Here is a 14,380-nt window from a genome sequence, read left to right on the forward strand (position 1 = left end):
CACGGGCTTGCAAAGCTTGAACAGAGGATGGAAGAACATGACGGATACTTCGCAGATAGTGGTGGGTGCCGGCCCGGACGGCCTGCCGGTCAGCCAGGCCATGCGCCTGGCCAACCGCCACGGGCTGGTGGCCGGTGCCACCGGGACGGGCAAGACCGTCACCCTGCAGCACTTGGCCGAGGCCTTCAGCGATGCCGGTGTGGCCGTGTTCGCCGCCGATATCAAGGGTGATCTGTGTGGCCTTGGCGCAGCTGGGGTACCGCAGGGCAAGGTGGCCGAGCGAATCGCCGGCATGCCGTGGCTGGGTCATTCGCCCAAGGCTTATCCGGTCAGCCTGTGGGACATCGCCGGGCAGTCCGGCCATCCGCTGCGCACGACCCTCACCGACATGGGGCCTCTGTTGCTGGGCAATCTGCTGGAACTGACCGACAGCCAGCAGGCTGCGCTGTATGCGGCGTTCAAGGTGGCGGATCGCGAGGGCTTGTTGTTACTCGACCTGAAAGACCTCAAGGCGTTGCTCGGCCACCTGAAGGACAATCCACAGCTACTCGGCGATGACAGCGCGTTGATGACTGGCGCGTCGACCCAGGCCTTGTTGCGGCGTCTGGCGACTCTGGAACAGCAGGGAGCGGAGGCCCTGTTCGGCGAGCCGGCATTGCAACTGGAGGACCTGCTGCGGCCGGAGGTCGACGGCCGGGGTCGCATCCACCTGCTCGACGCCAGTCGCCTGGTGCACGAGGCGCCCAAGGTCTACGCGACCTTCCTGTTATGGCTGCTGGCTGAATTGTTCGAGCAGTTGCCCGAGCGCGGCGATGCCGACAAACCGGTGCTGGCCTTGTTCTTCGACGAAGCCCACCTGTTGTTCAACGGCACCCCCAGAGCGTTGCAGGATCGTCTCGAGCAAGTGGTGCGGCTGATTCGTTCGAAAGGTGTCGGTGTGTACTTCGTGACCCAATCGCCGGGGGACCTGCCCGATGCCGTACTGGCTCAATTGGGTCTACGCATCCAGCATGGCCTGCGGGCGTTCACCGCCAAGGAACAGAAGTCGTTGCGAGCCGTTGCCGATGGTTTTCGCCCCAATCCGGCCTTCGACACCCTGGCGGTGTTGACCGAGCTGGGCATTGGCGAGGCACTGGTCGGCACGTTGGAGGAAAAGGGGACGCCGGCGATGGTCCAGCGAGTGCTGGTGGCACCGCCTCAGTCGCGCATCGGGCCATTGAGCGCGGCTGAGCGCAGCGCGCTGATCGCATCCTCGTCATTGGCCGGGCGCTATGACAAGCCGGTTGATCGTGAGTCAGCCTATGAAATGCTGACCCAGCGCAAGGGCGAGCCGGCGGAGCCGGCGCCGGTGCCCAAGGTGGACGAGGAGAGCCTTGCCGACAAGGCAGGGGACTTCCTGCAGAGCGCAGCGGGGCAGGCGATCAAGTCGGCGGTGCGCCAGGCGGCGAACCAGTTGGGGCGGCAGTTGGTGCGGGGTTTGATGGGGTCGCTGTTGGGGAACAAGAAGCGTTAGCGAATACGCTCACCAGGACAAGCGCTATCAGGCTAATGCCGGTCAGTTAAGCAATTGGGGGCCGCTTCGCGGCCCTTCGCGGGCAAGCCCGCTCCCACAAAGATCGCGCATTTCCTGAACTCAGCGCAAAACTTGTAGGAGCGGGCTTGCCCGCGAAGGGCTGCAGAGCAGCCCCCATCTGACAGGATCAGTCAGGCCAACGCTTTAGAGGCCAGCCAGAACAGTCCGGCGGCCAAGCCCATCGAAGCAGGCAGGGTCAGCACCCACGCCAGCAGGATGGTCTTCACCGTGCCGCCTTGCAGGCCGCTCTTGTTGGCGACCATGGTGCCGGCCACGCCGGACGACAGCACGTGGGTGGTCGATACCGGCAAGCTGAACACGTTGGCCATGCCGATGGCACAGGCCGCAGTGATCTGTGCAGACATGCCCTGAGCATAGGTCATGCCCTGCTTGCCGATCTTCTCGCCAACGGTCAGGACCACGCGCTTCCAGCCAACCATGGTGCCCAGGCCCAGGGCCAGGGCAACGGCCACGATCACCCAGAACGGTGCATATTCGGTGGTGGCGGTGAGGTCCTTGCGCAGTTTTTCCAGGTCGGATTTCTCACGGGCGTCCAGGCCAGGCAGCTTGCCGACCTTTTTCGCGGTGTCGTCCAGGCACAGCAGGTAGCGACGTACTTCCACGCGCTTGTCGGCGCTGAGGGCGTGGTAGTCGGTCACGCCCTTGAGCGAGGACTGCAGCGCGGCGATGGTCGGTTCGGTCTGTTGCGGGTTGCAGCTGAACTGCTCCGGCAGGTCGCTGGACTTGGCCTTGCCCAAGGCCAGGAATTCGCCCAGCGTCGCTTCGTTGCGCTGATAGAACTGACTCATGTGCAGGGTCGCATCGCGGGTGCGTTCGATCTGGTAGGTCGTGCTGTTGAGGTCGAGCACGAACTTGGCCGGAACGATGCCGATCAGGACCAGCATGATCAGACCGATACCTTTCTGACCGTCGTTGGAACCGTGTACGAAGCTCACGCCCATCGCCGAAATCACCAGGACCAGGCGGTTCCAGAAGGGGGGATGCTTCTTGTCGTCGAGCTTGCGACGCTGTTCCGGCGTCTTGTGCATCTTCGACAGCGGACGCCACCATTTCAACCCGATCAGCACCAGCGCCGCGACGGCGAAGCCGGCCATCGGCGAGACCACCAGCGACATGGCGATGTCGATCGCCTTCTGCCAGTTGACCCCATCACCCAGCGGGATGTCGTTGATCAGAGCGTTGGCCAGGCCCACGCCAAGGATCGACCCGATCAAGGTGTGCGAGCTGGAGGCGGGGATGCCGAAGTACCAGGTGCCCAGGTTCCAGGTGATGGCCGCAGCCAGCAACGAGAACACCATGGCCAGGCCATGGCCGGTGTTCACGTTGATCAGCAGTTCGACCGGCAGCAGGTGCACGATGGCATAGGCCACCCCCACACCGCCGAGCAGAACGCCAAGGAAGTTGAACACCCCGGAGAAGAATACGGCCAGGTGCGGTGGCATGGCTTTGGTATAGATGACGGTGGCTACCGCGTTGGCGGTGTCATGAAAGCCATTGATGAACTCGAATGCGAGCACGAAGGTCAGGGCGAGTAGCAGGCTCACCAACACCCAGGCATCCAGTCCGCTGAATAAATCGATCATGAAGGTTGTCTGGCGGTCATAGGGGGGCCGGATTATGCCAGAAAACCTTGGCAATCGATGCACCCGCAGCTGACCGATGGCCCTGCCGCGGACCGTTCGATACCCCCGTTCAGCGAAGCGGGGAGACCGACATTTCTATTGAATTTCGGCAAACGTCTGAGAAAATCTGGAAAAACTTAAGGCTTCGGTGTGGGTTGCCTAATTCAAACGGTTGTATGAAATTTGTGTAATTCCATTTCATCTTCAGCCTGGCAGCGATAATCCGCCCGCATCGAGCGATACGGGCGCAGAGTGCCGGATGGCTCAGGCGTCGTCGCCGCGCAGCTCTTTTTCCATTTTTTCCAGTTCTTCGTTGAAAGCCTGGTCACGGATGCTGGCGCGTTTGCGCCACGGTTTACGCTCTGGATCCGGTTGAGCGGCATAGGTGGTGACTTCACCACCATAAACTTCCTTGTAACGTTCAGCCTGGCGCTCGAGTTCCGCGCGCAGTTTGTCTTTCGTCACAGTAGTACCTGATTCAAGTTGTAGGGTCGTTCGCCCGACGTGCGCACGAAAGTGCCAAAATGGTATTGCACCATCGGCAGTGCAGCGTTCAGTCAGGCGCGGGCGATTATAGCAATCGACAAAACGCCCCGGCGGGATCTTTACCGACTATTGACCGGGGGGGACGATAATGCTTGAGGATAAACAACGCATCCTGCTATCGCTAACCAGTTTGAAAGGGGCGAACTCGGAAAGTTCGCCAATGCGCAGGCACAAATAAAACGGCCCCGCACAAGGCGAGGCCGTTGCCTGGGGACTTCTACGGTGGGTACCTGACCAGTCTCTCCAAAGAAGCCACATGTGGCATGAGCAAGGTATAAGCAAATGTGGCAGCGGTCAATTGCGATTATCGGCCGTTCGTTCGATAATCGCACGAACCAGCGTTATTTTTGAGGTGACCGATGAACGACGAAACCCAGGTCGTCGAGACTGCCAGCAGCGAGCCAGAACGCGCCGCTGTCCCAGCCCTGGCGCCACCGATCGTGGCCTCGCCGGCCAAACGTATCCAGGCGTTTACCGGCGACCCGGACTTCATGACCTCCCTGGCCAGGGGGCTGGCGGTCATCCAGGCCTTCCAGGAGCGCAAGCGGCACCTCACCATCGCCCAGATCAGCCACCGAACTGAAATTCCTCGGGCGGCCGTGCGGCGTTGTCTGCATACCCTCATCAAGTTGGGCTATGCCACCACCGACGGACGCACCTATTCATTGCTGCCCAAGGTTCTCACGTTGGGTCACGCCTACCTGTCGTCGACACCCTTGGCGGTGTCCGCTCAGCCGTATCTGGACCGCATCAGCGACAAGTTGCACGAAGCCGCCAACATGGCCACGTTGGAGGGCGACGACATTCTATATATCGCCCGTTCGGCGACCGTGGAGCGCTTGATCTCGGTCGACCTTTCTGTGGGGGGGCGGTTGCCGGCGTATTGCACTTCCATGGGGCGGATTCTGCTGGCGGCGCTGGATGACACCAGTTTGCGCGAGTACCTGGATCGGGCCGACCTCAAGGCGCGTACCAGTCGTACGTTGCACGACGCCGAATCGTTGTTCGCCTGCATCCAGCAAGTCCGGGCGCAGGGCTGGTGCGTGGTGGACCAGGAACTCGAGCAAGGCCTGCGGTCGATCGCGGTGCCGATCTATGATGCTTCCGGCCAGGTGCTCGCGGCCCTCAATGTCAGCACTCACGTCGGACGGGTGAGCCGCAGCGAGTTGGAACAGCGCTTCTTGCCGATTCTCCTGGCAGCGAGCCGTGATCTGTGCCATCAGTTGTTCGGCTGAACCTGCGCACAGGAATGCCGGTCGGCCCCGTTTTGGACCCCGACGCGCTATTCCTGTGCGATAAACGCACAGTGTCGTGCTTGGCGAATTGCGCGTAAACCTGCCGCTGATTAATGTCTTCTGCAGCGGTCGGCCAAGCCGACCGGACAAGAAAAACATCAGAGGCACATAGCATGATTACTGTCCCCCGCCTGCCACGGCCGCACCCGTGCGCAGACCTGTTGTATCCAGGCTGACCCAGGCCACTTTCCCTAGCTAACCGACCCTGCGCCTGTTGCCACGTGCAGTGACGTGCCTGTGCCCAATTTCTGGATAACAACAATGAACAAACCGCAAACGACTGTCGGCAATTGCCTCGACGTTCAAACGTTCATCAATCAGCAGCCATTGTCCGCTTATCAATGGCGGGTGGTGATCCTCTGCTTCCTCATAGTCTTCCTCGACGGCCTTGACACTGCCGCCATGGGCTTCATTGCGCCGGCCCTGTCCCAGGAGTGGGGAATCGACCGCGCCAGCCTCGGTCCGGTGATGAGCGCGGCGCTGATCGGTATGGTCTTCGGCGCCCTGGGATCCGGGCCATTGGCCGACCGGTTCGGTCGCAAGATGGTGTTGGTTGGGGCGGTGCTGGTCTTTGGCGGCTTCAGTCTCGCCTCGGCCTATGCCACCAACGTTGACCAGTTGCTGGTTCTGCGACTGCTGACTGGCCTGGGGCTGGGGGCGGGCATGCCGAATGCCACGACGTTGCTGTCGGAGTACACCCCCGAGCGCCTGAAGTCGCTGTTGGTGACCAGCATGTTCTGTGGCTTCAACCTGGGCATGGCGGGTGGCGGCTTCCTGTCGGCGAAAATGATCCCGGCCTACGGCTGGCACAGCCTCCTGGTCGTCGGTGGGGTGCTGCCGCTGGTGCTGGTAGTGGTGCTCATGGTCTGGCTGCCGGAGTCGGCCCGTTTCCTGGTGGTACGCAACCGTGGCACCGATAAGGTCCGCAAGACGCTGGCGCCCATCGCCCCCGAGGTAGTGGCCCAGGCTGCCAGCTTCAGCGTGCCGGAACAGAAAGCCGTGGCCACCCGCAACGTCTTCGCGGTGATCTTCTCCGGCACCTATGGCTTGGGCACCGTGCTGTTGTGGCTGACCTATTTCATGGGTCTGGTCATTGTCTACCTGCTCACCAGCTGGCTGCCGACGCTGATGCGCGACAGCGGCGCGAGCATGGAGCAGGCGGCGTTCATCGGAGCATTGTTCCAGTTTGGCGGGGTGCTCAGTGCCGTGGCTGTCGGCTGGGCCATGGACCGCTACAACCCGCACAAGGTCATCGGCATCTTCTACCTGCTGGCCGGGATCTTCGCCTACGCCGTGGGTCAAAGCCTGGGCAACATCACCTTGCTCGCCACCCTGGTGCTGATCGCCGGCATGTGCGTCAACGGTGCGCAGTCAGCCATGCCTTCGCTGGCCGCACGTTTCTACCCGACCCAAGGGCGTGCCACCGGTGTCTCGTGGATGCTGGGTATCGGGCGTTTCGGCGCCATCCTTGGCGCTTGGAGTGGTGCGACCCTGCTGGGCCTGGGTTGGAACTTCGAGCAGGTGCTGACCGCCTTGCTGGTGCCAGCGGCGCTGGCCGCCGTAGGCGTGATCATCAAGGGCTTGGTCAGCCACGCTGACGCCACCTGAGGGAATGACATCGACCTGTCGCCGAGTTTCCGGTGACAGGTCGATGGAAGTCGTTAGGGGCGCAATAATTAGTTCGATAATCGCACATATAGTCGATTATCGGATTGTTCAGTCCAGGTACTCTCCTTAATCTGGATTCCACGTAGAACCCTGACCAGGAATCGAAACCCATACCGCCGCGGCCCACGGCCATGTGGCAGGAGAAGTCTGATGCGCGACGTATTCATCTGTGATGCCATCCGTACCCCTATCGGTCGCTTCGGCGGCGCCTTGGCTGGCGTACGCGCCGACGACCTGGCAGCGGTGCCGCTCAAGGCGCTGATCGAGCGCAACCCGCAGGTGGCCTGGGACCAGCTCGACGAAGTGTTCTTCGGTTGCGCCAACCAGGCCGGCGAAGACAACCGCAACGTAGCGCGCATGGCGCTGCTGCTGGCGGGCCTGCCGGATACGGTGCCGGGCGTGACCCTCAACCGCCTGTGCGCCTCGGGTATGGATGCCGTCGGGACTGCCTTCCGCGCCATCGCCAGCGGCGAGATGGAGCTGGCGATCGCCGGTGGCGTCGAGTCGATGTCCCGTGCGCCGTTCGTGATGGGCAAGGCCGAAAGCGGCTACTCGCGCAACATGAAGCTGGAAGACACGACCATCGGCTGGCGCCTGATCAACCCGCTGATGAAGAAGCAGTATGGCGTCGACTCGATGCCTGAAACCGCGGACAACGTAGCCGACGATTACCAGGTCTCGCGCGCCGACCAGGACGCCTTCGCTCTGCGCAGCCAGCAGAAAGCTGCCGCGGCCCAGGCTGCAGGCTTCTTCGATGAAGAAATCGTGCCGGTACGCATCGTCCACAAGAAGGGCGAGACCGTGGTCGAGCGCGACGAGCACCTGCGTCCCGACACCACCCTGGAGGCACTGACCAAGCTCAAACCGGTCAACGGCCCTGACAAGACCGTCACCGCCGGCAACGCCTCGGGGGTCAACGACGGTGCTGCCGCGTTGATCCTGGCGTCGGCCGATGCGGTGAAGAAACACGGACTGACCGCGCGTGCCCGGGTGCTGGGCATGGCCAGTGCCGGCGTGGCGCCGCGCGTCATGGGTATCGGCCCGGTGCCGGCGGTGCGCAAGCTGACCGAACGCCTGGGCGTGGCGGTGGCCGACTTCGATGTCATCGAGCTCAACGAAGCCTTTGCCAGCCAAGGCTTGGCCGTGCTGCGCGAGCTGGGAGTCGCCGACGATGCACCGCAGGTCAACCCCAACGGCGGCGCGATCGCCCTGGGCCATCCGCTGGGCATGAGCGGCGCACGCCTGGTGCTCACCGCGCTTCACCAGTTGGAAAAGAGCGGCGGGCGCAAAGGCCTGGCGACCATGTGTGTGGGTGTCGGCCAAGGGCTGGCACTGGCGATCGAGCGCGTTTGACGTTTATCGGATCCGGGGCAGGCCAGTCGGGATCGATGGGGAACCACGCAACCCCGTCGATCAAGGTTGGCCTGCGCTGGGTTTGATAACTTCGACTGAAGGCCAATTGCCTGTCCTAAAGCGGAACGAGTGTGTTACTAGGTATGTCTAGACTTACCTACGACCCTCCAGGAGTACAACCGCCATGACTTCAACTTATTACACCGGAGAAGAGCGCAGTAAGCGCATCTTCGCCATCGTCGGTGCTTCTTCAGGCAACCTGGTGGAGTGGTTCGACTTCTACGTCTACGCCTTCTGCGCAATCTATTTCGCCCCTGCGTTCTTCCCCTCCGATGATCCTACCGTGCAATTGCTCAACACCGCTGGCGTGTTCGCTGCCGGTTTTCTGATGCGCCCGATCGGTGGCTGGATCTTCGGCCGTCTGGCCGACCGCCATGGCCGCAAGAACTCCCTGATGATCTCGGTGCTGATGATGTGCTTCGGCTCGCTGATGATCGCCTGTCTGCCCACCTACGCGACCCTCGGGGCGCTGGCACCGGCACTGTTGCTGCTTGCCCGCCTGATCCAAGGCCTCTCGGTGGGCGGTGAGTACGGCACCACCGCGACCTACATGAGTGAAGTGGCGTTGCGGGGCCAGCGTGGCTTCTTCGCCTCGTTCCAGTACGTGACGCTGATCGGCGGCCAGCTGTTGGCAGTGCTGGTGGTGGTGATCCTGCAACAATTGCTGACCGAGGACGAACTGCGTGCCTGGGGCTGGCGGATCCCGTTCGTGGTCGGCGCCATCGCCGCACTGATCTCGCTGATGCTGCGCCGTTCGCTGCACGAGACCAGCAGCGCAGAAACCCGCAAGGACAAGGACGCCGGCAGCATCAAAGGGCTGTTCCGCAATCACGCGGCAGCGTTCATCACCGTGCTTGGCTACACCGCCGGTGGTTCGCTGATCTTCTATACCTTCACCACCTACATGCAGAAATACCTGGTCAACACCGCTGGCATGACCGCGAAGAACGCCAGCTTCGTGATGACTGGCGCCTTGTTCCTGTACATGGTCATGCAACCGTTCTTCGGCATGCTCTCCGACCGAATCGGTCGACGTAACTCCATGTTGCTGTTCGGCGCCCTGGGCACGATCTTCACCGTGCCGCTGCTGATGGCGCTGAAGACCGTGAGCAGCCCGTTCATGGCATTCGTGCTGGTGACCTTGGCACTGTGCATCGTCAGTTTCTATACCTCGATCAGTGGTCTGGTGAAGGCCGAAATGTTCCCGCCGCAAGTTCGCGCCCTGGGCGTGGGCCTGGCCTACGCCATCGCCAACGCGATGTTCGGCGGCTCCGCCGAATACGTGGCGTTGGGCCTGAAGACCCTGGGCATGGAAAACACTTTCTATTGGTACGTGACCGCGATGATGGCGATCGCCTTCTTGTTCAGCCTGCGTCTGCCGAAGCAGGCCGCGTACCTGCACCACGATGACTAAGGATCTTGCATGAGCAATCAATTGTTCGATGCCTACTTCACCGCGCCGGCCATGCGCGAGGTTTTCTGCGACCGGGGTCGCCTGCAGGGCATGCTCGACTTCGAGGCCGCCCTGGCCCGTGCCGAGGCCTCGGTTGGCCTGGTGCCGCATGGCGCGGTGGCGGCCATCGAGGCAGCCTGCCACGCCGAGCGCTATGACGTGGCCGCCCTGGCCGACGCCATCGCCACGGCAGGCAACTCGGCGATCCCGTTGGTCAAGGCGTTGGGCAAGGTGATTGCCAGTGGTGTACCCGAGGCCGAACGCTATGTTCACCTGGGCGCCACCAGCCAGGATGCGATGGACAGTGGCTTGATCCTGCAGGTGCGCGCTGCCTTGGACCTGCTCGAAGCCGACCTGGGTAAGCTGGCCGACAGCCTGGCCCAGCAGGCCTTGCAACATGCCGACACGCCACTGGTGGGGCGCACCTGGCTGCAGCATGCCACGCCAGTGACCCTGGGCATGAAGCTCGCCGGAGTGCTCGGCGCGCTGACGCGCCATCGTCAGCGCCTCAAGGAGCTGCGTCCACGCTTGCTGGTGCTGCAGTTCGGCGGTGCTTCGGGCAGCCTTGCCGCCCTGGGCTCCAAGGCGGTGCCGGTGGCCGAAGCGTTGGCCGAGCAATTGGAACTCGCTTTGCCCGAGCAACCCTGGCACACCCAACGTGACCGCCTGGTGGAATTCGCTTCGGTGCTGGGGCTGGTGGCCGGTACCCTGGGCAAGTTCGGTCGTGACCTCAGCCTGCTGATGCAGACCGAGGCCGGCGAGGTGTTCGAGCCATCGGCGCCAGGCAAGGGCGGTTCATCGACCATGCCGCACAAGCGCAATCCGGTCGGTGCCGCGGTACTGATCGGCGCCGCTACCCGGATCCCTGGCCTGTTGTCGACGCTGTACAGTGCCATGCCCCAGGAGCACGAGCGTAGCCTTGGCCTGTGGCATGCCGAATGGGAAACCCTGCCGGAAATCTGCTGCCTGGTCTCCGGCGCACTGCGTCAGGCCCAGGTGATCGCCGACGGCATGCAAGTCGATGCCGCGCGCATGCGCAGCAATCTTGAGTTGACCCAAGGCCTGGTGCTGGCCGAGGCGGTGAGCATCGTGCTGGCCCAACGCCTGGGCCGCGACCATGCTCATCATCTGCTGGAGCAGTGCTGCCAGCGGGCCGTGGCCGAACAGCGGCATCTGCGCGCCGTGCTCGGCGATGATCCGCAGGTCAGCGCCGAACTGACCGCCGAAGAACTCGATCGCTTGCTCGATCCCGCCCATTACCTGGGCCAGGCCCGCGTCTGGGTGGCGCGGGCGGTGGCCGAACATCAACGCTTCACTGCCTGAAGGAGACCGCTGTGGCGCACTTGCAACTGGCCGATGGCGTACTGAATTACCAGATCGAAGGCCCGGCCGATGCCCCGGTCCTGGTCCTGTCCAACTCGCTCGGCACCGACCTGGGCATGTGGGACGAACAGATCCCACTGTGGAGCCAGCATTTCCGTGTGCTGCGCTACGACACCCGTGGTCATGGCGATTCGCTGGTCAGCGAGGGTTTCTACACCATCGAACAGCTTGGCCATGACGTGCTGGCGCTGCTCGATGCACTGGACATCGCCAAGGCTCACTTCGTCGGCCTGTCGATGGGCGGCCTGATCGGCCAGTGGCTGGCCATCAACGCCGGCGAGCGCCTGCACAGCGTGACCCTGTGCAACACCGCCGCCAAGATCGCCAACGACGAGGTGTGGAACACCCGCATCGACACCGTGCTCAAGGGTGGTCAGCAGGCCATGGTCGATCTGCGCGATGCCTCCATCGCCCGTTGGTTCACCCCAGGCTTCGCCCAAGCGCAGCCCGAGCAGGCCCAGCGCATCTGCCAGATGCTCGCGCAGACCAGCCCGCAAGGTTACGCCGCCAACTGCGCCGCGGTACGCGATGCCGATTTCCGTGAGCAACTGGGCCGTATCCAGGTGCCTGCGCTGATCGTCGCCGGTACCGAGGACGTGGTCACCACGCCGGAACACGGGCGCTTCATGCAAAACGCCATCGCCGGCGCCGAGTATGTCGATTTCCCGGCCGCGCACCTGTCCAACGTCGAGATCGGCGAGGCGTTCAGCCGCCGCGTGCTCGACTTCCTGCTGGCCCACTGAGGAGCGCTCCCGTGGACGAGAAACAACGTTACGACGCCGGTATGCAAGTCCGCCGCGCAGTGCTCGGCGATGCCCACGTGGACCGCAGCCTGGAGAAACTCAACGACTTCAACGGCGAGTTCCAGGAAATGATCACCCGCCACGCGTGGGGTGACATCTGGACCCGTCCGGGCCTGCCCCGGCACACCCGTAGCCTGATCACCATTGCCATGCTGATCGGCATGAACCGCAACGAAGAGCTCAAGCTGCACCTGCGCGCCGCCGCCAACAATGGCGTGACCCGCGAGGAAATCAAGGAAGTGCTGATGCAGAGCGCGATCTATTGTGGCATCCCTGCGGCCAATGCCACCTTCCACCTGGCCGAATCGGTCTGGGATGAACTGGGCGTGGAGTCGCGTCAGTCCTGAGCAAGGATGCGTGACTGCTGACCTCATCGCCGGCTTGCCGGCGATGAGGTCGATACTGATCACACCGTCGCTTTTTTCTGCCGAATCCCTACCGGCCCCGCCTTGGCCTCCACGGCCTGCTTCAACTGCCCGCACAGCCCCAACATGAACGCCGCCTCGGCGACCACGAACAGCGGGCCGATGATCAGTCCACTGACGTCATCGACGAATGCCGGCTTGCGGCCTTCGTAATAGTGACCGACGAACTGGATGATCCAACCCAGCACGAACGCGCCCAATCCCGCGCTAAGCCACAGCCCGGTTGCCTGTATCGCCAGTGTCTGGCCCAGCCACAGGCACAAGCCCAACAGCAGGCCCATGACCAGCCCGAAGCGCAGGTCCAGACGCAGGTAGAAACCTACCGAGGCCGCCGCCGCCAGCAGGGCAGGTGAAAACCAGACCCCGACCAGATCCCACCCCGGACGCGATAGCAGAATGGTCACGGCGACCACGATCAATGGAATGCCGACGAAATGGGTGGCGATATTGCGTGGATCGCGGTGGTAGTTGGCGTATTGGCTCAGGTGCTCGACGAGGGTTTTCATGGATGGACCTCCCTGGGTGCGCAGGTACCCCTATAGCTGAGGATAGCCGCCGGCTACCACCATCATCAGTTCAGCGAATGACGGCGGTCGACGGCGGTGTATCCAGCTTATCCCTCGCAGCGGCCACCCGCCTCACAGCAGGTTCAGCGGATAGTTCAGGATCAAGCGGTTCTCGTCGAACTCATTGGTGCTGAAGTCCCGGCGAATGGTGGAGTTGCGCCACTTCACCGACAGGTCCTTGAACGTCCCCGATTGCACCACGTACGCCAGCTCGGTCTCGCGGGCCCACTCTTTGCCGTCGTCGACACCGCCAGCGGTGACCTCGTCGCCCTTGATGTAGCGATTCATCAAGGTCAGGCCGGGAACGCCGACGGTGGCGAAGTTGAAGTCGTAGCGGACTTGCCAGGAACGCTCCTTGGCATTGTCGAAGCTCGCGTTGTAGCTGTCGTTGGCCAATGTCCCGCCGCTGGTTCCGTTGACCCGCATCCAGGCATCGTCACCGCTGACCTTCTGCAGGCCGATATAGAACGTATGACCCTGGTAGCGCGCTGAGAGCAGCGCAGAGGCGGTACGGTTGTCGAGGTCGCCAGCGCGCTTGGCGCCGTCCTCCTTGCCAGTGAAGTAACCGAGGTTGGCGCCTAAGGTCCAGTCGCCCAGAGGCTGGCTGTGCACCAGGTTGACGTACTGCTGGCGGTAGATGTCCTTGAGTTGGGCATCCCACAGGCCAATCATCGTGCGCTTGTCGTTGAACGTGTACTCGCCGCCGGCGAAGTTGAAGCGGTCGGAAGTGAAGGCGGTGCGGCCGTTGAGCGACATGTCTTCCATGCTCGCATCGTTGCGCGGGCTGTTGCCACGGAACTGACCCGCATACAGCGCCAGGCCGTCGATTTCGCGCGAGGTGATCTGGCCACCTCGGAAGGTTTGCGGCAGCGAGCGGCCGTCGTCCGAACGCAGGATGGGCAGTACGGGCATCCATTCGCCGACTTTCAGTTCAGTCTGCGACAGTTTGGCTTTGAGGGCTACGCCCAGACGACCGAAATCGTCGGCGGGGCGACCGTCGTCATGAACCGGCAGCAGGTGGGTATTGGTGGTGCCTCGACCGCCGTCGAGCTTGACTGAGTACAGGCCCAGCACGTCGACGCCGAAACCGACGGTGCCTTGGGTGAAGCCGGAGCGAGCGTCGAGGATGAAGCTCTGGGTCCATTCCTCGGCTTTGCCCTGGGAATGGGCCGGGTCGACGAAGTTGCGGTTGATGTAGAAGTTACGCAGGTTGAGGGTGGCCTTGCCGTCCTCCAGGAAGCCGTTTTCGGCGGCGAAGGCGGGGAGGGTGCAGGTAACGGCCAACAGGCCGGGCAGCAGCTGGCGTGCGGGTGCGAAAGTGCTCATCGGTGATGAATCTCTTGTTTTTATTGGAGAAACTGGGTGTTGCGCAGGGGGATGGTGCGGGGAAGGAAGGGGGGAGGCAATTCGTCGCAAGCGGTTTTGGGCGGTAATCGAACGGAGATGTTCTGGTTGGTTAATCAACTTTGGGTCGGGGGCTTGGCATTGGCATTGGCATTGGAACTGGGAACGGTCCATTTTGTGTAGCGGCGCTACTGGCCCCTTCCGCCTTTACGGCGGGTCCCTTTTGTCTTGGTGTATGGACCGGACACATGGTGGACACATGTACGGG

General features: G+C 62.7%; 12 protein-coding genes. 8 read left to right on the forward strand and 4 right to left on the reverse strand.

The window, feature by feature from the left end; translation table 11 throughout:
* Nucleotides 1-37 precede the first annotated feature (37 nt).
* Nucleotides 38-1,513, forward strand: coding sequence for a DUF853 domain-containing protein (locus KY379_RS25745; RefSeq protein WP_261241468.1), 1,476 nt, complete (start codon nucleotides 38-40; stop codon nucleotides 1,511-1,513).
* A 191-nt stretch (nucleotides 1,514-1,704) separates the two neighbouring features.
* Here the strand turns inward: KY379_RS25745 and KY379_RS25750 are convergent, their stop codons facing one another.
* Both KY379_RS25750 and KY379_RS25755 read right to left on the reverse strand, forming a co-directional pair.
* Nucleotides 1,705-3,177, reverse strand: coding sequence for an inorganic phosphate transporter (locus KY379_RS25750; RefSeq protein WP_133329983.1), 1,473 nt, complete (start codon nucleotides 3,175-3,177; stop codon nucleotides 1,705-1,707).
* Nucleotides 3,178-3,480: 303 nt separating this feature from the next.
* The gene (locus KY379_RS25755) at nucleotides 3,481-3,681 is read right to left on the reverse strand and encodes a hypothetical protein (protein ID WP_261241469.1); all 201 of its coding nucleotides are present in this window, start codon (nucleotides 3,679-3,681) and stop codon (nucleotides 3,481-3,483) included.
* A 440-nt stretch (nucleotides 3,682-4,121) separates the two neighbouring features.
* On the opposite strand from KY379_RS25755, the gene pcaR reads away from it, so the two are divergent.
* The 7 genes from pcaR (at nucleotide 4,122) to pcaC (ending at nucleotide 12,124) form a co-directional block, all read left to right on the forward strand.
* Complete coding sequence (gene pcaR / locus KY379_RS25760) at nucleotides 4,122-4,997, forward strand: pca regulon transcriptional regulator PcaR (protein ID WP_230385215.1); 876 nt, start codon at nucleotides 4,122-4,124, stop codon at nucleotides 4,995-4,997.
* A gap of 321 nt (nucleotides 4,998-5,318) precedes the next feature.
* Nucleotides 5,319-6,665, forward strand: coding sequence for an MFS transporter (locus KY379_RS25765; protein WP_133329988.1), 1,347 nt, complete (start codon nucleotides 5,319-5,321; stop codon nucleotides 6,663-6,665).
* Nucleotides 6,666-6,872: 207 nt separating this feature from the next.
* The gene (gene pcaF / locus KY379_RS25770) at nucleotides 6,873-8,078 is read left to right on the forward strand and encodes a 3-oxoadipyl-CoA thiolase (RefSeq protein ID WP_196171584.1); all 1,206 of its coding nucleotides are present in this window, start codon (nucleotides 6,873-6,875) and stop codon (nucleotides 8,076-8,078) included.
* A gap of 184 nt (nucleotides 8,079-8,262) precedes the next feature.
* Nucleotides 8,263-9,552 carry an MFS family transporter gene (locus KY379_RS25775; RefSeq protein WP_133329992.1) on the forward strand — a complete coding sequence of 430 codons (1,290 nt, stop codon included), beginning with the start codon at nucleotides 8,263-8,265 and terminating at the stop codon, nucleotides 9,550-9,552.
* Between the two features lie 9 nt (nucleotides 9,553-9,561).
* Nucleotides 9,562-10,914, forward strand: coding sequence for a 3-carboxy-cis,cis-muconate cycloisomerase (locus tag KY379_RS25780; protein ID WP_261241470.1), 1,353 nt, complete (start codon nucleotides 9,562-9,564; stop codon nucleotides 10,912-10,914).
* Between the two features lie 11 nt (nucleotides 10,915-10,925).
* Entirely contained in the window at nucleotides 10,926-11,717 is a 792-nt protein-coding gene (pcaD, locus tag KY379_RS25785; protein WP_133329996.1) for a 3-oxoadipate enol-lactonase, read from the forward strand.
* Nucleotides 11,718-11,728: 11 nt separating this feature from the next.
* Nucleotides 11,729-12,124 carry a 4-carboxymuconolactone decarboxylase gene (gene pcaC, locus KY379_RS25790; protein WP_133329998.1) on the forward strand — a complete coding sequence of 132 codons (396 nt, stop codon included), beginning with the start codon at nucleotides 11,729-11,731 and terminating at the stop codon, nucleotides 12,122-12,124.
* Nucleotides 12,125-12,183: 59 nt separating this feature from the next.
* On the opposite strand, the gene KY379_RS25795 is transcribed toward pcaC, so the two are convergent.
* Nucleotides 12,184-12,708 (reverse strand): DUF962 domain-containing protein, encoded by a 525-nt coding sequence (locus KY379_RS25795; RefSeq protein ID WP_133330000.1) that lies wholly within the window; start codon nucleotides 12,706-12,708, stop codon nucleotides 12,184-12,186.
* Nucleotides 12,709-12,840: 132 nt separating this feature from the next.
* Nucleotides 12,841-14,094, reverse strand: a complete 1,254-nt coding sequence (locus KY379_RS25800) for an OprD family porin (protein WP_133330002.1) — start codon at nucleotides 14,092-14,094, stop codon at nucleotides 12,841-12,843.
* Nucleotides 14,095-14,380: the final 286 nt, after the last annotated feature.

This window comes from Pseudomonas sp. HD6422, from assembly GCF_025377065.1.
GTDB classification, from domain to species: Bacteria; Pseudomonadota; Gammaproteobacteria; order Pseudomonadales; family Pseudomonadaceae; genus Aquipseudomonas; species Aquipseudomonas putida_U.